23 protein-coding genes are annotated in these 21,125 nt (G+C 69.8%); 18 read left to right on the plus strand and 5 right to left on the minus strand.

The annotated features are described in order from the left end of the window. Positions 1 to 396 (minus strand): PepSY domain-containing protein, encoded by a 396-nt coding sequence (locus tag AC1RVY_RS18840; protein ID WP_218297612.1) that lies wholly within the window; start codon positions 394 to 396, stop codon positions 1 to 3. Positions 397 to 509: 113 nt separating this feature from the next. Here AC1RVY_RS18840 and AC1RVY_RS18845 point away from each other — a divergent pair, with 113 nt between their 5' ends. The 6 genes from AC1RVY_RS18845 to AC1RVY_RS18870 all read left to right on the plus strand — a co-directional run bounded on the left by AC1RVY_RS18845 (position 510) and on the right by AC1RVY_RS18870 (position 5,508). Beyond that, positions 510 to 914: a DUF1924 domain-containing protein gene (locus AC1RVY_RS18845; RefSeq protein ID WP_218297613.1), complete on the plus strand. Its 405-nt coding sequence runs from the start codon at positions 510 to 512 to the stop codon at positions 912 to 914. Positions 915 to 926: 12 nt separating this feature from the next. Then, positions 927 to 1,451: a diheme cytochrome c gene (locus AC1RVY_RS18850; protein ID WP_218297614.1), complete on the plus strand. Its 525-nt coding sequence runs from the start codon at positions 927 to 929 to the stop codon at positions 1,449 to 1,451. A gap of 44 nt (positions 1,452 to 1,495) precedes the next feature. Further along, the gene (locus tag AC1RVY_RS18855; RefSeq protein ID WP_218297615.1) at positions 1,496 to 2,251 is read left to right on the plus strand and encodes a cytochrome b/b6 domain-containing protein; all 756 of its coding nucleotides are present in this window, start codon (positions 1,496 to 1,498) and stop codon (positions 2,249 to 2,251) included. Between the two features lie 33 nt (positions 2,252 to 2,284). Continuing rightward, positions 2,285 to 2,449 carry a rubredoxin gene (locus tag AC1RVY_RS18860; protein ID WP_218297616.1) on the plus strand — a complete coding sequence of 55 codons (165 nt, stop codon included), beginning with the start codon at positions 2,285 to 2,287 and terminating at the stop codon, positions 2,447 to 2,449. 111 nt (positions 2,450 to 2,560) lie between these two features. Next, the gene (locus AC1RVY_RS18865) at positions 2,561 to 5,104 is read left to right on the plus strand and encodes a cation-translocating P-type ATPase (RefSeq protein WP_492807686.1); all 2,544 of its coding nucleotides are present in this window, start codon (positions 2,561 to 2,563) and stop codon (positions 5,102 to 5,104) included. Positions 5,105 to 5,121: 17 nt separating this feature from the next. Then, on the plus strand, positions 5,122 to 5,508 hold the full coding sequence (locus AC1RVY_RS18870) for a VOC family protein (RefSeq protein WP_218297618.1): 387 nt from the start codon (positions 5,122 to 5,124) through the stop codon (positions 5,506 to 5,508). 43 nt (positions 5,509 to 5,551) lie between these two features. Here the strand turns inward: AC1RVY_RS18870 and AC1RVY_RS18875 are convergent, their stop codons facing one another. Then, complete coding sequence (locus AC1RVY_RS18875; RefSeq protein ID WP_218297619.1) at positions 5,552 to 6,160, minus strand: TetR/AcrR family transcriptional regulator; 609 nt, start codon at positions 6,158 to 6,160, stop codon at positions 5,552 to 5,554. Between the two features lie 121 nt (positions 6,161 to 6,281). Between AC1RVY_RS18875 and AC1RVY_RS18880 the strand changes: the two genes are divergently transcribed. The 5 genes from AC1RVY_RS18880 to AC1RVY_RS18900 all read left to right on the plus strand — a co-directional run bounded on the left by AC1RVY_RS18880 (position 6,282) and on the right by AC1RVY_RS18900 (position 12,240). Then, a complete protein-coding gene (locus tag AC1RVY_RS18880) occupies positions 6,282 to 7,103 on the plus strand; it encodes a metal-dependent hydrolase (RefSeq protein WP_492807688.1) in 822 nt (273 codons plus the stop codon). Between the two features lie 133 nt (positions 7,104 to 7,236). Further along, positions 7,237 to 8,670 carry a TolC family protein gene (locus AC1RVY_RS18885; protein WP_218297621.1) on the plus strand — a complete coding sequence of 478 codons (1,434 nt, stop codon included), beginning with the start codon at positions 7,237 to 7,239 and terminating at the stop codon, positions 8,668 to 8,670. 30 nt (positions 8,671 to 8,700) lie between these two features. Then, entirely contained in the window at positions 8,701 to 9,693 is a 993-nt protein-coding gene (locus AC1RVY_RS18890; protein WP_492245470.1) for an HlyD family secretion protein, read from the plus strand. 218 nt (positions 9,694 to 9,911) lie between these two features. Next, positions 9,912 to 11,084, plus strand: coding sequence for an ABC transporter permease (locus AC1RVY_RS18895; RefSeq protein ID WP_492807690.1), 1,173 nt, complete (start codon positions 9,912 to 9,914; stop codon positions 11,082 to 11,084). 1 nt (position 11,085) lies between these two features. Further along, a complete protein-coding gene (locus tag AC1RVY_RS18900; RefSeq protein WP_492807692.1) occupies positions 11,086 to 12,240 on the plus strand; it encodes an ABC transporter permease in 1,155 nt (384 codons plus the stop codon). Positions 12,241 to 12,289: 49 nt separating this feature from the next. On the opposite strand, the gene AC1RVY_RS18905 is transcribed toward AC1RVY_RS18900, so the two are convergent. The 3 genes from AC1RVY_RS18905 to AC1RVY_RS18915 form a co-directional block, all read right to left on the minus strand. Continuing rightward, the gene (locus AC1RVY_RS18905; RefSeq protein WP_255594920.1) at positions 12,290 to 13,309 is read right to left on the minus strand and encodes an MBL fold metallo-hydrolase; all 1,020 of its coding nucleotides are present in this window, start codon (positions 13,307 to 13,309) and stop codon (positions 12,290 to 12,292) included. 5 nt (positions 13,310 to 13,314) lie between these two features. Continuing rightward, positions 13,315 to 14,196, minus strand: coding sequence for a bile acid:sodium symporter family protein (locus AC1RVY_RS18910; RefSeq protein WP_492807694.1), 882 nt, complete (start codon positions 14,194 to 14,196; stop codon positions 13,315 to 13,317). Positions 14,197 to 14,365: 169 nt separating this feature from the next. Further along, complete coding sequence (locus tag AC1RVY_RS18915) at positions 14,366 to 14,890, minus strand: Mpo1 family 2-hydroxy fatty acid dioxygenase (protein ID WP_492807695.1); 525 nt, start codon at positions 14,888 to 14,890, stop codon at positions 14,366 to 14,368. Positions 14,891 to 15,040: 150 nt separating this feature from the next. Between AC1RVY_RS18915 and AC1RVY_RS18920 the strand changes: the two genes are divergently transcribed. From AC1RVY_RS18920 to AC1RVY_RS18950, 7 genes are all read left to right on the plus strand, one after another. Then, positions 15,041 to 15,745: a Crp/Fnr family transcriptional regulator gene (locus AC1RVY_RS18920; protein WP_492245465.1), complete on the plus strand. Its 705-nt coding sequence runs from the start codon at positions 15,041 to 15,043 to the stop codon at positions 15,743 to 15,745. Positions 15,746 to 15,849: 104 nt separating this feature from the next. Beyond that, positions 15,850 to 17,283, plus strand: coding sequence for an aldehyde dehydrogenase family protein (locus AC1RVY_RS18925; RefSeq protein ID WP_218297629.1), 1,434 nt, complete (start codon positions 15,850 to 15,852; stop codon positions 17,281 to 17,283). 356 nt (positions 17,284 to 17,639) lie between these two features. Continuing rightward, positions 17,640 to 18,257: a DUF2889 domain-containing protein gene (locus AC1RVY_RS18930; protein ID WP_218341621.1), complete on the plus strand. Its 618-nt coding sequence runs from the start codon at positions 17,640 to 17,642 to the stop codon at positions 18,255 to 18,257. 58 nt (positions 18,258 to 18,315) lie between these two features. Then, positions 18,316 to 19,077 (plus strand): SDR family oxidoreductase, encoded by a 762-nt coding sequence (locus tag AC1RVY_RS18935; RefSeq protein WP_492245463.1) that lies wholly within the window; start codon positions 18,316 to 18,318, stop codon positions 19,075 to 19,077. A 149-nt stretch (positions 19,078 to 19,226) separates the two neighbouring features. Continuing rightward, the gene (locus tag AC1RVY_RS18940; protein WP_255593112.1) at positions 19,227 to 19,352 is read left to right on the plus strand and encodes a hypothetical protein; all 126 of its coding nucleotides are present in this window, start codon (positions 19,227 to 19,229) and stop codon (positions 19,350 to 19,352) included. A gap of 114 nt (positions 19,353 to 19,466) precedes the next feature. Next, on the plus strand, positions 19,467 to 20,441 hold the full coding sequence (locus AC1RVY_RS18945) for a bactofilin family protein (RefSeq protein ID WP_492245462.1): 975 nt from the start codon (positions 19,467 to 19,469) through the stop codon (positions 20,439 to 20,441). Between the two features lie 17 nt (positions 20,442 to 20,458). Then, on the plus strand, positions 20,459 to 21,112 hold the full coding sequence (locus AC1RVY_RS18950) for a hypothetical protein (RefSeq protein ID WP_492245461.1): 654 nt from the start codon (positions 20,459 to 20,461) through the stop codon (positions 21,110 to 21,112). The last annotated feature ends 13 nt before the right edge of the window (positions 21,113 to 21,125 follow it).

The following is a 21,125-nucleotide window of genomic DNA, read 5'->3' on the forward strand; positions in this document are numbered from 1 at the left end:
CTAATTGCGAGGCCGCTCTTGCCGATGCTCTCGGCCGGTGCGTTGATCGTCGCGCGATTTGATGCGCAATACCTCGGTCGTGCGCGCATCCAGCTTGACCTTGGTCAACCGCCCCGCAGGGGTGAGCAGCTTGATCTCGTAAATCCAGCGATCCTGCTCCTGCTCCAGCTCCACTTCCAGCACCTGGCCGGGCACTTCGCGCTGCAGACGCTCCAGCACCACGGGCAACGGCAGCACCTGGCCCGCCTGCACGGCCTGCCGGGCGCGGTCGTGGTCTTCCTTGCCGCTGGCCAGAGCGTGTGGCGTAGCCAGCGCAGCGGCCCACAGCACACACGCCGCCACGTCCAGGCGCGCAACCCGGCAGCTTGTGAAGGCGCGGTAGGGGATGGAAACCATGGGTGCATTGTCCTGTGCGGTGTCTGAACGGCCGATGAACAGCCCTTTCACGCCCCGTTCAGGCAGCCATTTCAACAATGGCTGCACACGAAACAACCCACAAGGACAACACAATGCCCGCCCTCCGCACCCTGGCACTGACTGCGCTCTGCGCAATGGCGGCCACCAACATCAGCCACGCCGCAGACACCACCGCCGCCCGGCAGCTCGCGCACTGGAGCGCACAGGCTGGCAGCCCGGGCCACGCCGACAAGGGCAAGGTGTTCTTCACCACCCGACATGGCGGCGAGTGGTCTTGCGCCTCGTGCCACGGCACGCCACCCACCACGCAGGGCAAACATGCCAGCACCGGCAAGTCGATCGCACCCCTGGCCCCCGCCTTCAACCCCAGGGCCTTCACCGACACGGCCAAGATCGACAAGTGGTTTCGCCGCAACTGCAACGACGTGCTGAGCCGCGAATGCACAGCGATCGAGAAGGCCGATGTGCTGGCCTACCTCAACGCTCTCAAGCCCTGAGGCCATCGCATCATGAAAAAATCTGTTCCCCTCCGCCCGGCGGCCAGGGCCGCCGCCGTGTGCGCGCTGACGCTGCTGTCGCTCTCCAGCGCCCGTGCGGAAGGCGGGAGAGCCATGCCCCGCAACGTGCCCGCCGCCTACACGCAGGAATGCGCGGCCTGCCACACCGCCTACCCACCCGGTCTGCTGCCCGCCGCATCGTGGAACCGCGTGATGACGGGCCTCGACAAACACTACGGCACCGACGCATCGCTGGACGCGGCCGCCGTGCGCCAGCTCAACCAGTGGCTGCAGGCCCACGCAGGTACCTACAAGCGCGTGAACGAGGAGCCCACGGAGGACCGCATCACCCGCTCGACGTGGTTTGAACGCAAGCACCGAAGGATTGCCTCCGCCACCTGGAAGCTCGCCAGCGTGAAAAGCGCCGCCAACTGCGCGGCCTGCCACACGGGCGCGGACCAGGGGCGGTTTGATGAACACAACCTGCGCATGCCGGCGGGGCTCGATCCCCGATCGCGCCGCGCATGGAACGACTGACCGCCACGGACAGAAACCTTCGGCGTCCCCACCAGGAGAACACGATGAACAACACCCCGTCCCTTCACCCTGCCAGCACCACGGCGCAGCCAGCCCCTGCCAAGGCCTCCGGCCGCCGGGTGACCGATGCGCCCACGCGCATGTTCCACTGGCTGTTCGCACTGTGCTTTGCGGGGGCCTACGCCACGGCCGACGGTGAACACTGGCGGCTGCTGCACGTCACGCTGGGCTACACCATGGCGGGCCTGCTGGGCTTTCGCTTGCTGTACGGCATCTTCGGGCCACGCACATCGGGCCTGGGCCTGCTGTGGCGCAAGCTGGCGGGGGCCCCGGCATGGCTGCGCACCCTGCCCCAGGCCACGTCGATCGCAGGGATCAACTGGCGCCAGGGCCAGAACCTGCTGATGGCGCTGGCCATCGTCTTGCTGCTGGCGCTGGTCGTGCCCCTCACGCTCAGCGGCTATGCCACGTACAACGACTGGGGCGAAGCGCTGGGTGGCGACTGGATGGAAGAAGTGCATGAGTTTGTTGGAAACGCCTTGCTCTTGGTGGTGCTGGCTCACATCGCACTGATTGCAGGCTTGAGCGTCCTGCGGCGCAAGAACCAGGCAATGCCCATGCTGACCGGTCGGGTGGAGGGCAAGGGGCCAGACCTGGTCCCCAAGAACCGTGCCTGGCTGGCCGCCCTGCTGCTGATCGCAGCCCTGGCCTTCGGCGCCTGGCAATGGCAGCAGTCACCCAGCGGCTGGACCGCCGGCAGCACATCGGCCCAGCGCCAGCAGCACCACGAGGACGACTGAGCCACGGCAACCATCACTGAAGGAAACCATCCCATGAAAATCTACATGTGCGTCGTCTGCGGGTGGATCCATGACGAAGCCGCTGGCAGGCCCGAAGACGGGTTGGCGCCCGGCACCTGCTGGGCCGACGTGCCTGAGGACTGGCGCTGCCCCGAGTGCCATGTCGGCAAAGCGGACTTTGTGATGTGCGAGGTGTGATGAAGGCAGATCGGGTGCGGCGCACTGCGCTGCGTCAGGGACGCAGACACCTGCGCGCGGTATAACAGTTGCACCGTTGCAGCCCTCTGTACAACGCTGCCCCACGCCCCCATGCCCACCCCAGACTCCCCCACCGGCCTCGACCCGGCCCTGGCCGCCCAACGCCTGCGTGAAGAAGGCCCCAACGAACTGGGCATCAGCCAGCGCCGCACGCTGCGCGACATGGCCCGGGAGGTGGTCACCGAGCCCATGTTCCTGCTGCTGCTGGGCGCAGGCGCCATCTACCTCGCCATGGGCGACGCGCACGAGGCGATGATCCTGCTGGGCTTTGTGGTCATCATCATGGCGATCACGGTGCTGCAGGAGCGCCGCACCGACAACGCGCTGAGCGCCCTGCGCGACCTCTCCAGCCCCCGCGCGCAGGCGCTGCGCGGCGGCACCCTGGTGCGCATTGCGGGCCGCGATGTGGTGCGCGAAGACCTGCTGATGATTGCCGAAGGCGACCGCATCCCCGCCGACGGCCTGCTGCTGCAGGCCCACGAGCTGGCCACCAACGAATCGATGCTGACCGGTGAATCCGAGCCCGTGGCCAAGCAAACTGCCGACAAGGTGTTTGCGGGCACGCTGGTGGTCGGCGGCCAGGGCCTGGTTCGGGTCACGGCCGTGGGGCGCCACACCGAGCTGGGGCGCATTGGCCAGTCGCTCGACACCATTGCGCTGCAGGCCTCGCCGCTGCGCGAGGAAATGGCGCGACTCACGCACAAGCTGGTGCTCATCGGGCTGTCGCTGTGCGCGCTGCTGGTGGCCCTGTTCTGGGCGCTGCGCGGCGACGCGCTGCAGGCCGTGCTGGCGGGTATCACGCTGGCCATGGGCATCCTGCCGCAAGAGCTGCCCGTGATCATGATCGTCTTCCTCGCCCTGGCCGCGCGGCGGCTGGCGGCACAGCAGGTGCTGACGCGGCGGCTCAACGCTATCGAGACGCTGGGGCAGACCACCGTGCTGTGCGTGGACAAAACCGGCACCCTCACGCAAAACCGCATGGCCGTGGCGGCGCTGTGCATCGCCGGCCAAGAGCTGGATGTACAGAACCTGCGCGCAGCAGCAGGCGGCACGGCGCTGCCGGAGGCTTTCCACGAACTGCTGGAATACGCCGTGCTGGCCAGCGAGATCGAACCGCACGATCCGATGGAGCAGGCCTTTCACCGCATGGCGGGCGACCATCTGCTGGGCACTGATCATTTGCACCCCACATGGTCGCTGGCGCGCGAATACGAGCTGTCGCCCCGGCTGCTGGCCATGAGCCACCTGTGGCGCGACGGCACCTCGGCGCACGACACCGTGGCCACCAAGGGCGCGCCCGAAGCCGTGGCGGACCTCTGCCACCTGCCCGATGCCGAACGCGCCGCCGTCAGCGCCCAGGCCGCCCGCCTGGCCGACCGGGGCCTGCGGGTACTGGGCGTGGCCAAGGCCCGGCACCGCGCACAGGACACCTGGCCTGACATTCAGCACGACTTTGACTTTGAGTGGCTGGGCCTGGTGGCCCTGGCCGACCCGCTGCGTCCCGAGGTGCCCCAGGCCGTCGCGCAATGCCGCCAGGCGGGTATCCGCGTGGTGATGATCACCGGCGACCACCCTCGCACCGCCCGCGCCATTGCGGCCCAGGCGGGCATTGCCCATGAGAGCGTGGTCACCGGCGATGAGCTGGCCCAGATGCCGCCACAGGTACTGGCCGACAAGGTACGGCAGGTCAGTGTGTTTGCCCGCATCAAGCCGCACCAGAAACTGGCGCTGGTCGAAGCCCTCAAGGCCCAGGGCGAGGTGGTGGCCATGACGGGCGACGGTGTGAACGACGCCCCGGCCCTCAAGGCCGCCCACATCGGCATCGCCATGGGACAGCGCGGCACCGACGTGGCGCGCGAGGCCGCAGCCCTGGTGCTGCTGCACGACGATTTCGCAGCCATCGTGTTGGCGATTCATCGGGGGCGGCTGACCTTTGCCAACCTGCGCCAGGCCATGGTCTACACGCTGGCGGTGCACGTGCCCATCATTGGCCTGGCGCTGCTGCCGGTGCTGCTCGGGCTGCCCCTGGTGCTGGCGCCGCTGCACATCGCGTTTCTGGAACTGGTCATCGACCCGGCCTGCTCGATCGTGTTCGAGGCCGAGGAAGGCGCTGCCGATCTCATGCAGCAGCCGCCGCGCGGGGCTGGCGAGCCCATGCTCTCGGCACGCCACTTCCTGCTGAGCATGTTGCAAGGCAGCGTGGTGACCGCCGCCGTGGTGGGCCTGTATGCCTGGCTCCTGGGCCAGCCGGCACATGCCGCCACTGCCAGCACGGCCGCATTCGTGGTGCTGGTGGCTGCGAACGCAGCGCTCATCCTGCCCAGCCGCAGCAGCGACACCCCCGGCATCTTGGGTTGGCGCAGCCTGTGGGCGGGCCTCACCCCCGTCAGCCTGTGGGTGTCGGGGGGCACGCTGGCGGCGCTGACCGCGATCACCACCGTGCCGGGGCTGGCCAGCGCTTTCAAGTTTGCGCCGCTATCGCCCCCGCACTGGTTCATGGCGCTGCTGGCCGGGCTGGCGCTGACGGCAGTGTTTGCGGCCAACAAGCGGTGGCTGCAGCCCGCGACACTGGAGCACAATCACCCGCCTGCTTGACCACACCGCCGCACGCCATGCCCATCGCTCTGGAATCAATCGACCACGTCGTCCTCACCGTTGCCAGCATCGACAAGACCATTGCGTTTTATGAGCGCGTGCTGGGCATGATCGCGCGGGAGTTCAAGCCCCGGCGGTACGCGCTGCACTTCGGCGCGCAAAAGATCAACCTGCACGAAGTAGGCACGGTGGTGGACCCCAATGTGCGCCATGCCACTGCGGGCTCGGGCGACCTGTGTTTTCTCACCAGGATGCCGCTTGACGATGTCATCGCGCACCTGCAGGCCGAAGGCGTCGCCATCGTGCAAGGCCCGGTGGGTGCAACGGGCGCACGCCACAGGCTGCGCTCGGTCTATATCTACGACCCGGACGAAAACCTGATCGAGATTGCCAACGAGGTGTGACCGGCTCGCGGCGCGGGCTGCGGCACCCGTGCCGGCAACACGCTCAGAATTCCGCCGAAATCGCGGCCCGCAGCAATGCTGCGGCGGGCTCCACCAGCTCCTGCAACTGGCCCGCCCGCTCCTGCTCGATCGCCTGCAGGACCATCTCGTTGATGCCGCCCACGACCGCCATGGCCATGGTGGGCTGCAGCGGCGTCTTGCGCAGGCGCTCGCCCGGGCGGTTGTTCACCACGTCCAGCATCAGGTCGGCCAGTTGCTGGTTGGCGCGCCGCCGCGCTCCCAGGCCCGGGGCGCCCAGGCCCAGGATCTCGATGAACAGCGTGCGCAGCAGCACCGGGTTGCGCGTGAGCACGCCGAAGTACGCACCCATCGCCTGCTCCACCTGCGCCTGCCAGTCGCTGTGCGGGTCGATCGCCGCGCGCAGCACCGCGATCGCATTACCGCTGGCCACCTCGTACAGAGCGATCAGGCACTCGGCCTTGTCGGCGAAATTCTCGTAGAACGTGCGGCGCGACACGCTGGCCTCGCGCACGATGTCGGCGATGGTGGTGTCGGCATAGCCTTTGGAGGCCACCGCGCGGGCCATGCCCTCGAGCAGGCGGGCGCGGGGCTCGGGGGCCGGGGCGGAGGGGGCGGCGTCAGGGGTCGGCATGCGGATGGGGGCAGGAATCACAGCGGGTACTTGACAGTACCACACCCGGCAGGCATGATCCAGATCATTGGTACCCACCAGTACCAACCCTGTTCCCCGGCCTTCCCAAGGAGTGTTTTCCATGACCGAACTTGTTGTCCGCCGCCTGCTGATCGATCTTGAAACGCCGTTTGCGCGCCACTGGTGCGGCGGCGACGCGTTTCGCTCGGCCTTCTTCAATGCGCTGTCGATGAGCTTTCCGGTGGGCGAGCAGTTCTTCATCGACGCCGTGAAGGACGGCCACAAGGCCCTGCCGCCCGAACAGCATGCGCGGTTCGCGGACGAAGTGCGCGGCTTCATCGGCCAGGAGGCCACGCACCGCCGCATCCACGCGCTGTTCAACGGCCACCTGGAAAAGCAGGGCCTGGTCAACGAATGGGCTCCCCGCGCGCAGGAGCGCATGAAGCTTTTCGCCCATGCCGATCCGCGCCACCCGCTGGCCGTGACCGCCGCCAACGAGCACTTCACCGCCCTGCTGGCCGAATGGCTGCTGGCGCACCCCGAAACGCTCGCCGGCGCCGAGCCGCGCCTGGCCACGATGTGGCAATGGCACTGCGCCGAAGAATCGGAGCACCGGAACACGGCCTTCGACCTATACCAGGCCCTGGGCGGCAACCACGAATGGCGCATCACCTGGTTTCGCCGCATCACCCTGGTGTTCCTGGGCGATGTGCTGCGCCAGACCCTGGGCAACCTGCGCCGCCACGGCACGCTGTGGAAGTGGAGCACCTGGGCCAGCGCCGCCCGCACGCTGCTTGGCAAGGGCGGCCTCGTGCGCGAGACGTGGCGGCCCTGGCGCGAATACCTGCGGCGCGACTTCCATCCCGGCCAGCACGGCAGCGACCTGTCCGCGCGCTGGCTGGCCGAACACAGCGACGCCTTCACCCCCGTGGGCGCGCGCTGATGCCGGCAACGGACCACCGCGCACCGCCCCTTTGACCCGCAAGCCCCGTGCTGCTACAAACCAACCACCTGCCCTGCACCGCGCGGCCTGCCCCCGGCCACCGGGGCAGGCGCTGACCACGACGAGCTGAAACATGACATCCAACAGAACGCACCGGCGCAAGAGCCGGGCAGGCGAAGCTTTGCTGTGCCTGATCGCCACCGTCCCCCTCGCGCTTGCCGCCGGGGCCGCACATGCGCAACCCATGGCGTTCGACGCCGCGCTGCAGCAGCTCGGCCAGCGTTCCGACCAGCTTGCCGCCTCGAAAAGCGCCATCGAGAGCGCACGGCTGCGCCGCGATGCGATGCAGCGCCTGGGCGGCCCGGTGGTCAACCTGACCGGAGCGGCCTATGCCTACAACGCCAACCTGGATGTGGACCTGAACCCGCTCAACCGCGTGCTGCCCGGCGTGCTGTCGCAGCTGCCGCCACAGCTGGCGGCCCCACTGGCGCAGCTGCCACACCTGCCGTCGAGCTACACGCTCAACCGCCACAAGAGCGACACCACCAGCTCCGTCTCGGCCGTCTGGCCGATCTACATGGGGGGCGCCAGCCAGGCGGCGCGCGGCCTGCTCGATGCGCAGACCCACGAGGCCGAGGCCGACGCCGCCAGGACGGGCCATGAAGCGACCACGCTGCTGGTGCAGCGCTACTTCGGCACCCAGCTGGCCGAGCGGGCGGCCGCGCTGCGCGAGGCGGCCCTGGCCACCATCGAGCAGCACGACGCGGCCGCGCAGAAGATGCTGGACGCCGGCGTGATCGCCCGCGTGGAGCGCCTGCAGGCCCGCTCCGCCCTGGAAGAGGCCCGCCGCAACGCCCGCAAGGCGCGCGACGACGCCGAGCTGGCCGCCACCGCCCTCACCCGCACGCTCAAGGCCAGCGAACGCGTGACGCCCACCAGCCCGCTGTTCGTGCTGAACGGGCCGCTCGAGCCCCTGCCGCAGTTCATCGACACCGCGCTCGCGCGCCACCCGGGCCTGTCCAAGGTGGCCGCCAAGAAGGAGCAGGCCACGCAGCTGCACGCCGCGCAGGAGGCACTGCGCAAGCCCCAGGTGTTCGCCTTCGGCCAGCGCCAGCTCAAGACCGGCAAGGAGGCCGACTGGGTGGCGGGCGTGGGCGTGCGCTGGACGCTGTGGGATTCGATCGACCGCAATGCGCTGGCCGAGTCGTCCAACCGCCAGATCGAGCAGGCCGAGCGCACCGGCGCGCAGGCGCAGAACGACATCGCCCTGCTGGTGGAAAAGCGCTGGCTGGGCGTGGAGCAGGCCCGCCGCCAGTTCCTGGCCATGGCCCCCAGCCTGGAACTGGCCGACGAGGTGCTGCGCCTGCGCGCCGCGGGCCTGAAGGCCGGCACCAGCACCACGCTGGACCTGATCGACGCGCAGGTGAACCAGGCCAAGGCCCAGACTGAACGCGCCCAGGCGGCGCACGACTACGTGAAGGCCCTGGCCGACCTGCTGGAGAGCTGCGGCCTGTCGGAAGACTTTGGCAACTACATGGCGCGCGCCGATGCAGTGCGGCTGGAATGAACGAAGGCGAAACGAACGAAGGCGAATGACATGAGCAACAGCAAGAACAACAGCAAGAAGGCCGCCGTGATCGGCACCGTGGCCGTCGTGGCCGTGGCCGGTTTCGTGGGCTTTGGCCTGTGGAAGGCCTCGCAGCCCGCACCCGAGCTTTTCCAGGGCCAGATGGAGGCCCAGGAGGCCGACATCGCTCCCAAGGTGACCGCGCGCATCGCGCAGATCCTGGTGAAGGAAGGCGACCAGATCGCCGTGGGCGCGCCGCTGATCCGCATGGACAGCCCCGAGGTCAAGGCCAAGCTGGCCCAGGCCACCGCCGCGCAGGAGGCCGCCCAGGCCGTGGCCGACAAGGCCCAGCACGGCGCCCGCCCGCAGGAAATCGAAATGGCCCGGCTGAACTGGCAGCGCGCCGTGGCCGCCGCCGACCTGGCCGAGTCCTCCTTCAAGCGCGTGGACGGCCTGGCCCGCGAGGGCCTGGTGGCCGCGCAAAAGCGTGACGAGGCCGAGGCCAACTTCAAGGCATCGCGCGACCAGGCGCTGGCCGCCAGGGCCCAGTACGACCTGGCCCGCGCCGGCGCCCGCACCGAAGACCGCTCGGCCGCCAGCGCCCAGGCGCGCCAGGTCGCGGGCGTGGTGGCCGAGGTCGAGGCCGCCCAGGCCGAGACCGAACTCAAGAGCCCCGTGGCGGGCGAAGTGGCCAAGGTGCTGGCCCGCACCGGCGAACTCTCTCCCCAGGGCGTGGCCGTGGTCACCGTGGTGGACCTCAAGGACCAGTGGGTGGTGCTGAACGTGCGCGAGGACCGCCTGCAGCGCTTTGCCATCGGCAGCGAGTTCGACGCCACGCTGCCGGCCCTGGGCAACAAGGCGGTGAAGTTCAAGGTCTACCACACCGGCGCCCTGCCCGACTTCGCCACCTGGCGCGCCACGCGCGCGGGCCAGGGCTTCGACGCCCGCACCTTCGAGGTGCGCGCCCGCCCCGCCGCGCCCATCGAGGGCGCGCGCCCCGGCATGACGGTGCTGGTGCAGTGAAATGTACCGACACCCCCTGAGCGCCTGCGGCGCTTCCCCCCGGCTCTCGCAACGCTGTGCGTTGCGGGCAGGGGAACGCAGCCCTCGCCGCGGGGCGGCCCTTGTCCGGCTGCCCTGGCTGGGCCGCGCGTCTTCCATGCCCTGCGATGGTCGTGAAGCGCAATGGATCATCGACGTAAAAATTGCCTTCAGCGCTTGATACATAAGCGCCAGCAGCTATGAATTCAATAGTAAACAGCTTTCGCCGCGAGGCCCGCCGCCTGGCGGCCGACCCCTGGGACCTGGCCATGGTCACCTGGGTGCCGCTGCTGGCCGTGGCGCTGCTGTGGTGGATCTTCTCGGCCGGCCTGGCGCGCCACCTGCCCGTGGGGGTGGTCGATGAGGACCACTCCAGCCTGTCGCGCCAGCTGGTGCGCATGCTCGACGCCACGCCGGGCGTGCGCATCGCGCAGAACCACGCCAACACGGCCGAGGCGGAGCGCGCGCTGCGCGCCCTCGAGGTCTATGCCGTCGTCACCATCCCGCGCGACTTCGCGCGCACCGTGAAGGAAGGCCGCGCAGCCCAGGTCACGCTGCTGCACAACGCGCAGATGGGCACGCATTCGGGCCTGCTGCAGCGCGACGTGCGCGCCGCCGTGGGCACGCTGTCGGCGGGCATCGAGATGGCCGCGCGCAACAAGCGCGGCGAAAGCGCGCAGGCCGTGCGCGTGAGCATGGAGCCCATCCACACGCAGCTGGTGGCGCTGTTCAACGTGTCGAGCAACTACGAGCAGTTCCTGGGCGCGGCGCTGATCCCCGCGCTGCTGCACATCCTGGCCATGACGGCCGGAGCCTGGACGGTGGGCCGCGAGCTGCGCGACCGCAGCCTGGGCGAGTGGCTGGGCACAGGCCGTTTCGTCCCTGTCGCAGGCGCCTTGCTGGGCAAGCTCGTGCTGCCCTGGACCACCCTCACGCTGGTGGGCCTGCTGGCGCTGGCGGGCATCACCTGGGGCCGGGGCTGGCACCCGCCGGGCAGCCTGCCCTGGGTGGCCGCCGCGCTGGCGCTGCTGATGGCCGTGTCGGTGGCGGCGGGCGCGGCCCTGGCGGCCCTCACGCGCTCGCTGCGCACCGCGCTGTCGGGCGCGGGGTTCTTCGCGGCGCCGGCGTTCGCGTTCAGCGGCGTGGCGTTTCCCCTGGCGGGCATGCCCGCCAGCGCGCGCGCCTGGGCCGAGGCCATGCCGTTCACGCACTACATCCGGCTGCAGATCGAGCAGTTGCAGATGGGCGCGCCGCTGGCCACCAGCGTGTCCACCATGGCGGCGCTGCTCATCGCCACCGGCGTGCTCTGGCTCGTGGCCGCCATGGGGCTGAGCCTTGCCGCGGGCCAGCCCGCCAGTTGGGGAGGCCGCTGACATGCACGTCCACACGAACCCCGCCCCCCGGGGCCTGCTGCACGCCTGGCTGCTGGCGCTGGCCACCATGGCGCGCGACAAGGGCGTGCTGCTGCTGCTGATCGGCGCGCCCGTGCTCTACGGTTTCTTCTACCCCTGGTTCTATGCCGACGAGGTGCTCACCCGCGTGCCCGTGGCGGTGGTGGACATGGACCACAGCAGCCTGTCGCGCCAGATCACGCGCTTTGCCGACGCCGACCCGCGCATCGAGGTGCGCCTAGTCACGGGCAGCGAGCGCGAGGCGCAGGAGGCCCTGTGGCGCGGCGAGATCGAAGGCTATGCGCTGATCCCCGCCAACCTCAAGCGCAGCGTGGTGCGCGGCGAGAACGCGGTGGTCAGCATCGAGGCCAACGGTGCCTATGCGCTGCTCAACAAGGCCGTGCAGTACGGCTTCGCCGAGGCGGTGGGCACGGTGTCCGCCGGGGTCGAGATCCGCAAGCTGCAGGCCGGCGGCCAGAGCGCGCAGCAGGCCGCGGCCAGCCGCGCGCCGGTGCAGCTGCAGATGGTGGCGCTCTTCAATCCCATCGAGGGCTATGGCAGCTTCGTGGTGCCCGCCGTGGCGCTGCTGATCCTGCAGCAGACCCTGCTCATGGGCGCCGCCCTGCTCACCGGCACCTGGGTGGAGGCCGGCGAGCACCGCGCCAGCGCCACCACCTGGCTGGGCCGCCTGCTGGCGCTGAGCACGCTGGGCTGGGCCAGCGGGCTGTTCTACTTTGGCTGGATCTTCGTGCTGCACGGCTACCCGCGCGGCGGCAACCCGCTGGGCGCGCTGGCGCTCCTGGCCTGCTACGTACCCGCCATCGCCGCGCTGGGGTCGCTGCTGGGGCTGTGGTTCGGCAACCGCGAGCGCGCGCTGCAGGTACTGCTGTTCACCACGCTGCCCATCGCGTTCGTGGCCGGTTTCTCGTGGCCCGTGGAGGCCCTGCCCGAGCCGCTGCAGTGGCTGCGCTGGCTGCTGCCCAGCACCTCGGGCGTGCAGGCCTCGCTGCGGCTCAACCAGCTGGGCGCGCCGCTGTCGGCCGCCCTGCCCCACCTGTGCGCGCTGGTGGCGCTGTGCGCGGTGGCCACGGCGGCGCTGCTGTACAAGACCCGCCCCCGGCTCCTGCCAGCCGTCTGAGCACCACGCCGCGCCGGGCCCGCCGCCCTGCCCCCTCACCCCTCACCGCTCAACGGCGCGCGGGCAGCCCGGCCCACACGTCCATCGCCTGCCACTCCAGCGGCAGGCGGACATCCACGCCGTCGCGCGCGCCCCGCTCGCGCAGGTAGGCCATGGACACATCGAAGGCATCGAGCGGCGGGGGCATGGGCTGCATGGGCCGGCCCGGAGGCTGCCAGAAGTCGTCCCAGTGGATGGGAATGACGCGCCGGGCGCCCACGGCGGCGATCACCTCGGTCCACAGCGCATCGCGGTAGCTCTCGGGCCGGGGCCCCAGCGCGCCGATGCCCTGCAGCACCACGTCGGCCTGCACGCCGCGCAGCGCACCAGGCTCGAAGCCCGCGCTGCCCACGATGAGCAGCGTCCTGCCGCCATGCTCCACATGCAGGGCATAACTTTGCCCCTCCTTGTAGTCGCTGGCACGCACCGGCGGGTGCAGCGGGGCGGTGACCTCGCCCCCCGTGAAGCCGGTGGGCGCATGGCGGCTGGCGAACAGCGTCGCCGTGAAGCGGCCAAAGCGCTGCGGCTCGCCCAGCTTCGCCACGCGGATCTGCGCCTCGGCCAGGCCCCAGCCGCGCCCCACGTTGGCCGTGGACTCGGAGCCCAGCAGCAGCGCACCCATGCGCCGCGCGACCTCGGGCGCATCCATGGCGTGGTCGTAGTGCGAATGCACGGGGATCACCGCCGCCAGCCTGCCCGTTTCGCCCGGCAGGCCGGCACGCCGCAGGCCCTGCGTGATGGCCTGCATGTCGGGCTCCACCTTGCCCAGGAAGGTCTGCAGCTTGCCGGGGCGCGAGAAAAATCCGTCCGTCATCAGCGCCGTCTCGCCGTCGTCCAGCAGCACGGTGGAAACGCCCAGGAAGGTCACCTTGACGGGTGGCGGCGCCTCGCCGCCAGCGGGCACCTTCCAGCGCAGATCCGCGTACGGCTGCAGTGAGGGGTGCTGCTGCAGCGCCCAGGCCAGCGCGCCCAGCGCGAACACCGCCAGCAGCCCCAGGGCCAGCAGCGCCTTCGTCAGCAGCGGCCGCATCGCGCTCACGCCACCTTGGCCGCGGCCGCCGTGTCAGGGCGGCGCAGCACCAGCATGCCGAACAGCGTGGCCAGGAGGTACATGCTGACCGAGTAGATGGCGGCGGGCAGCGCGAGCTGGAAGTTGCCGAGCACCGACAGCGCGATGAAGATCGCGAGCGTGGAATTGTGGATGCCGATCTCGAAGCTGATCGCCGTGGCCATGGACTTGTCCAGCCCCGCCGCGCGTGCGAGGTAGTAGCCCGATGCGAGGCTGATGGCGTTGAACAGCAGCACGGCCGGGCCGATGCCCGCGAAGGACTCCACGAGCGCCGTCCACTCCTTGGCGATGGCGATGAGCGCGAACGCCGCCAGCACCACGGCGCTGAAGATCTTCATGGGCTTTTCCATGCGTGCGCTGAACGCCGGCGCGCGCTGGTGCACCGCCATGCCCAGCACCACGGGCACCAGCACGATGACGATCACCTCCACCACCTTGCCGAACTGCAGCGGCACCACCTGGCCCGTGCGGGCAAAGGTGTCGATGGCCCAGTTGGTGATGAGCGGCAGGCTCGCGATGGACAGCACGGTGTTGATGGCGGTGAGCGAGATGTTCATCGCCACGTTGCCGCCGAACAGATGGCTGAACAGGTTGGCCGACACGCCGCCGGGCGATGCCGCCAGCAGCATCAGCCCCACCGCGTAGACGGGGGCCACGCCCAGCAGCACGATGAGGGCGTAGCACGCCGCCGGCAGCACCAGCACCTGCAGCACCAGGGCCAGCAGCACCGCGCGCGGATGCTGCAGCAGGCGCCTGAAGTCGCCCACCGTGAGCGACAGGCCCAGGCCGAACATGACCAGCCCGAGCGCAATGAACAGCAGGGTGGGAAGGATGGAAACAAAGCTCATGTGCACACACGGCCCGCAGAGGGCCGTGCTCCGTTCAAAGCGGGTGGAAACGGCGATGCCCACGGCGCCACAAGGGCGCCGTGGGCGGAGTGCCGCGACCGGACGACAAGGAGAGAGAGAAAGAGAAGGAAAAAGGGACAGCGAGGCGGGCGGAAAAAGCGGCGTACCCCTAGGCCGCCGCCTGGCCCGTGCGCAGGCGCACCGGTCCGCTGCGCAGTTCGATGGCGGCCTGCACTTCCTTGCGCAGGCCCAGCGCGAAGGCCCACTCGGCCACCACGAACAGCGGGCCCACGATCAGGCCCACGAGGTCGTCCACGAACGCGGGCTTGCGGCCTTCGTAATGGTGGCCCACGAACTGGATCACCCAGCCCACGGCGAACAGGCCGATGCCCGTGGCCAGCCACACGGCCATGGACTGCAGCGCCACCCACTGCGCCACCACCAGCATCGCGGCCAGCAGCGCCGCCATGGCCAGGCCAAAACGCAGGTCGAGCCGCAGGTAGAAGACGCTGCTGGCCAGCGCGCAGAACAGCGCCGGGGTCAGGGGCAGGCCGCCCACCGCCCACGCGGGGCGCGAGAGCAGCACCACCACCGCGAACATGATCATCGGCACGCCCACGAAGTGGGTGTGGATGTTGCGCGGGTCGCGGTGGTAGTCGGCGTACTGGGTCAGGTGGTCGATCAGGGTTTTCATGGGTGTCTCCTGGTATTGTTTTGAGCAGGATCAATGGTCGCCCCGCAGGGGCCGCAACGTCTGTCGTACACACGACAAAAAGCCCCCTTCCCTTCAGCCCTTCCCTTTCAGCCCCTTCCTTCCGCCCCGCGCGCGCCCCGCCCTCCCCACATGACCGACCCCGCCGCCTACCTGCCCGTTCTCCAGTCCGGCCGCTGGTTTGCCCACCTGCCGCCGGACTTTGCCCAGCCGCTGATCGCCATGGCCCACCTGCGCCAGTTGCAGCCGGGCGAGGTGCTGTTCCTGCGCGGCGACGCGCCCTGCGGGCTGTACGCGGTGGTGCGCGGGGCCATCAGCATCTCGGGCACGGGCGGGCGGGCGCACGAGGCGCGCGCTGCGCTGCTCACGCGGTTGGAGCCGCCGCACTGGTTTGGTGAAATCTCGGTGTTCGACGGCTCGGCGCGCACCCACGACGCCCATGCCGCCGAGGCCAGCACGCTGCTGCAGGTGCCGCACGAACGGCTGCAGGCCTGGCTGCAGGCCCACCCGCAACACTGGCATGCGCTGGCCCTGCTGCTCACCGACAAGCTGCGCACCGCCTTCGTGGCCATGGAGGAACTGGCGCTGCTGCCCGCCCCGCAGCGCCTGGCGCGCCGCCTGGTGATGATGGCCGAGGGCTACGGCCAGTGGACGGCCGAGGGCCAGTCGCGCCGCGTGATCGGCATCTCGCAGGAGCAGCTGTCGCTGATGCTGGCCATCTCGCGCCAGACCACCAACCAGATCCTCAAGGACCTGGAGTCGCGCCACCTGGTGCGCGTGCAGCGTGGCGAGGTGGAGATTTTGGACCTGGCGGCGCTGCGGGCCACTTGCTATTGAATTACTATTAAATATATAGCAACCAGCGCTTTACCATCAAGCGCCATAGCCATTTTTCATACAAATAGTAAGCACACATTCCATTTCCGGGCAAAATGACGGCCATGCAACTGAACTACATCGCCAACGCCTCGGTTCCGTCCGCCTCGGGCCGCACGATCCCCGTGATCGACCCGTCCGACGGCCAGACCTTCGACGAAATCCAGCGCAGCAACGCCGACGACATCGATGCGGCGGTGCATGCGGCGCGCCAGTGCTACCACGCGGTGTGGCAGAAGATGGCGCCCGTGGAGCGCGGCCGCCTGCTGCAAAAGCTCTCGGCCAAGATCCTGGAGCATGCCGACGAACTCACGGCCCTGGAGCAGCGCGACTGCGGCAAGCCCACCAAGCAGGCACGCGCCGATGCGATTGCGCTGGCGCGCTACTTCGAGTTCTACGCCGGTGCGTGCGACAAGTTCCACGGCGAGACGATTCCCTACCCCGACGGCTACAGCGTGCTCACCTGGCGCGAGCCCCACGGCGTCACGGGCCACGTCATCCCCTGGAACTACCCCATGCAGATCTTCGGCCGCAGCGTGGGCGGCGCCCTGGCGGCGGGCAACGTCTGCGTGGTCAAGCCCGCCGAGGACGCCTGCCTGTCGCTGATCCGCGTGGCGCAGCTGGCGGCCGAGGTGGGCTTCCCCTCCGGCGCGCTGAACATCGTCACCGGCTACGGCCACGAGGTGGGCGACGCGCTGGCGCGCCACCCCGGCATCGACCACATCAGCTTCACCGGCAGCCCCAAGATCGGCACGCTGATCCAGCAGGTGGCCGCCGAGCGCCACTGCCCCGTGACGCTGGAGCTGGGCGGCAAGAGCCCGCAGATCATCTTTGCCGATGCCGACCTGGACGCCGCCATTCCCGTGGTCATCAACGCCATCGTGCAGAACGCCGGGCAGACCTGCTCGGCGGGCTCGCGCGTGCTGATCGACTCGCTGATCTATGAACCCCTGCTCGAACGCCTGGGCAAGGCGTTTGAAAAGCTGCGCGTGGGCCCCGCCGCCATGGACCTGGACGTGGGCCCGCTGATCCGCCAGACGCAGCAGCAGCGCGTGTGGGACTTCCTGTCCGACGCGCAGGTGGCCGGCATCCCCATGGTGGCCCAGGGCGTGGTGGTGGACGAAGCCCCCGAGACCGGCTACTACCAAGCCCCCACGCTGCTGCGCGATGTGCCTGTGCAGCACCGCCTGGCGCAGGAAGAAGTCTTCGGCCCCGTGCTGTCGGCCATGGCCTTCCAGGACGAGGACCATGCGGTGGAACTCGCCAACGCCACGCAGTTCGGCCTGGTGGCCGGGATCTGGACGCGCGACGGTGCGCGCCAGTTCCGCATGGCCAAGCGCGTGCACAGCGGGCAGGTGTTCATCAACAACTACGGCGCTGCGGGCGGTGTGGAGCTGCCATTTGGCGGCGTCAAATCCAGCGGCTACGGGCGCGAAAAGGGCTTTGAGGCGCTGTACGGCTTCACCACCTTGAAGACCGTCGCCATCAAGTACGGTTGAAGGCCTTAGAACGTGTTCACGATCTCCCAGGGGTCGCGCAGTGGTTTTTGCGGGATGGGATGCAAGGCGCGGTGGACAGCCAATAGCTCGGCTATTGGCAAGCGCCGCAACGCCGCAGACCGCCCGCAAAGACCACTGCCCGAAGGGTTGGAGCGAAATCGGGCGATTGGGCGCCTCGGCTGCTTGCATGGGCATGAGCCCATGCGGCGCATCCGAAGCATCCACTCATCCCGATTGCGCTCCAACGCGATCCCCTGCGAGATCGTGAACACGTTCTCAGTGTCCCGCCCGCGCACGACGGCACGGGCAGGCCCCGCTAACCTCGGCTGCTTCTGTACGACGATTTTTCTTCCTCCATGCCCCTGAGCCCCCCCGCCCCCCGCACCCTGAAGCATGTCCGCCGGGTGAACTACCAGGGCTTTGAACGCGACGATGGCCTGTGGGACATCGAGGGCGAGCTGCACGACAGCAAGGCCTACGACGCCCCCTCGCACCGCGACCCGACGCGCACGCGCCTGGCGGGTGAGGCCATCCACCACATGTGGCTGCGCGTGACCGTGAACCGCCAGCTGGTGGTGCAGGCGGTGGACGTGTCCATGGACTCGCACCCGCTCAAAGGCTGCACCGAGGCCCAGGCGGCGCTGCAGCGCATGGTGGGCTGCAGCATGGCGCGCGGCTGGCGCCAGGCCATTCAGAAGCACCTGGGCGGCGTGGAAAGCTGCACACACCTGCGCGAACTGCTGTTCAACCTGGCCACGGCGGCCTTCCAGTCGGTGCCTGCGGTGTTTGCCGCCAGCCACCCCGACGAGCCGCCGCGCCACCTGGGCCAGTGCACGGGGTGGGACTTCAACGGCAGCGGCGTGAAGGAATTTTTCCCCCAGTTCCATGGCCGGGAATCCAAGGCACCCGCCCCGGCCGCCCCGACGGCCCCTGCCACTGAAGTTTCAGCCCCATCGGGCTCTAGCGCTGGTTGAATAAGCGCTGGCAGCTATCAATTTTGATATATCTCACCACAACCCATCGGAGACACCCATGCGTGTGCAGAACAAATCCATCATCGTCACCGGCGCCGGCAACGGCATTGGCGAAGGCATCGCCAAGCGCCTGGCCGCGGAGGGCGGCAAGGTCATCGTCAATGACATCAACGAGGCAGGAGGCCAGCGCGTGGTGGCCGAGATCACGGCGGCAGGCGGCACGGCCGCTTTCTTCAAGGCCGACGTGACGAAGTCCGCCGAAGTGAAGGCCATGGTGGACGAGGCCGTGCGCCTGTACGGCCGCCTGGACGTGGTGGTGAACAACGCGGGCTGGACGCACCGCAACCGCCCCATGCTCGAAGTGAGCGAGGACGAGTTCGACAAGGTCTATGCCATCAACATGAAGAGCATCTACCTGTCGGCCATCCACGCCGTGCCCGCATTGCGCCAGGCCGGTGGCGGCAGCATCATCAACATCGCCTCCACCGCCGGCCTGCGCCCCCGCCCGGGCCTGACCTGGTACAACGGCTCCAAGGGCGCCGTCATCATCACCAGCAAGTCCATGGCCGCCGAGCTGGGCCCCGACAACATCCGCGTGAACTGCATCAACCCCGTGTTCAACCCCGACACCGGCCTGGCCGCCGAGTTCGCGGGCGGCCCGGTGGACGAGGCGCGCCGCGCCAAGTTCCTGGCCACCATTCCGCTGGGCCGCTTCTCCACCGCGCTCGACGTGGCCAACGCCGCGCTGTACCTGGCGAGCGAAGAGGCGTCCTTCGTCAGCGGCGTGTGCATCGAGGTGGACGGCGGGCGCTGCGTGTAGGCACCTGCTGGCGGTCTCGCAAGGGATCGCGCCCGGGCGCCCGCCACCTGCAAGGCCGCCGGAGGCCGCCCCGCGCAGGCACAAGCCGCACCAGGGAGGTGCGGATTGATTGACGGTTGCAGGGCAGCTGCCTATAGTGCCGCCCATCCATGTTTGCAAGCGCCTCTCCCGTCACGACCCCCAGCGGCACCGCGCCGCTGCGCCGTGCCGCGCGCTCGCAAGCCACCCTCCAGGCCGGCGACCGCCGGGTCTGCACGCTTGCTGCAGACTCCTGAGCCCGGCGACACCCTCTCCCCCACGTTCTTTCGCGCACCTCCTGTCGCCGGGCCCATCCCCCAGGCGCTTGCTTGCGCCCAGGCCACGGCCCGGGGCAGCCTTGAGGAGTGTTGATGCCCCCGTTCCCTTCCGGCGAGATCTCGCTCGCCCCGTGCCCCCCCGCGCGCCACGACCCCGCCGACGGGGCCGCTGCCGGCCTGACGGCCGCCACCGACATCACCCGCCACTTCATCCGCGCCAAACGGCCCTGCGCCGACGGCTACCGCTGGTACCTGCGCCGCCAGGAGGGCGCCAGCAACTACCAGGCCTTGCTGGACGACCTGGTGCGCGAAGGCCGGGTGGAGGACGCCTGCTGGATGCTCGACCAGTTCGGCCCCACCAACGACGTGCTGGAGGTGGACCATCTGGAGGCCGACGCGCTGGTGTTCGCCGGCAGCGTTCGGTGCCAGGGCAGCGCCGACGTGGACGGTGTGCTGCGCACCGGCCGCAGCCTCAGCGTGCTGGGCGGCCTGCGGGTGGGCGGTGCGCTGCGGGTGGGAGAAGACCTGCGCGTCGCGGGCGCGCTGCGCTGTGAGGGCAGCGTGCGGCTGCACGGCGATGCGCGCGTGGGCGGCTCCCTGGTGGTGGCGCAGCGGCTGCAGTGCACGGGCGGCCTGCGCGTGGGCGGTGAGCTGGACGCTGGCGCCTCGGCCCACATCGGCGGCCACTGCACGGTGGGCCAGGACCTGCGCGTGGCAGGCGCCCTGGACGGCGGCGGAGGCATCAAGGTGGGCGGCCACCTTCACGGCGACGCGGCCGTGCAGGCCACGCACGGCCTGCAGGTGGCGGGCGACGTGGACTGCCGGGGCCACCTGCAGGTGGGCTCGGGCGTGCGCGCGGGCGGGCGCATCCACGCAGGAGGGGCCATCCGCGCGGGCGAAAGCCTGTCGGCGGGGGAAACCATCGCGGCGGGTGAAGCCTATGGCGTGTACGCCGGCCTGGTGGTGCCGCTGCCCGACTGGCCCCACAGCGCCCGGGTGTGCGCCCGTGAGCAGCCCGCGCGCCTGCTGAGCGGCTGCTGGACCGATGGCCAGGGGCACACGCCATGATGCCCGGAGCCTGCGCCTTGCACCTCGCGCCCCGCATCGCCCCCGGTGCCCCGGCCGGCCGGGGCTGGCTGGGTGCGCTGGGCCACCTGCTGACCGAACTGCGCATCGACGTGGACCTGTCGGGCCGCGACATCCAGCGCGAGTTCGACGCACTGCACGAACGCATCCGCACCAACCACCGCACCCGCGACGCGATGCGCGCGCTGCCCCTGCGCCTGCACGGGCTGGAGTTGCGCCTGCGCGAAGCCGACGGCGAGTATTTTGTCTACGCCATCGACCCGCAGCGCAACCGCATCGTGGCCTACACCGTGTTCAACCGGCTGGTCGAGGTGGACCGCCGCACCGACCGCCACCTGCGCGCGCCCCACACCAAGGTGGTGGACGGCTACCGCCGCATGGGCATTGCCTCCGCCATCTACCGCTGGTGGCTGGACTCGGGCCGCAGCCTCATGACCGGGGCACGCCAGTCCGCCGGGGCCCACGGCCTGTGGATGGCCCTGGCGCGCGACTATGAGCTGGCGGCGGTGCGCATCGACGCGCACAAACGCGTGCAGCGCCTGCCCCTGCCACCACCCCCGGGATTCTTCGACGCGCTGGACACCCGGCTGGTGCTGGTGGGGCGCGATTGCCGCCTGGCGGACTTCACGCAGCACGCGGCCTGCAGCGGCTGATGGGGGGCCGGAT

The organism is Acidovorax sp. GW821-FHT11A03 (assembly GCF_058809075.1).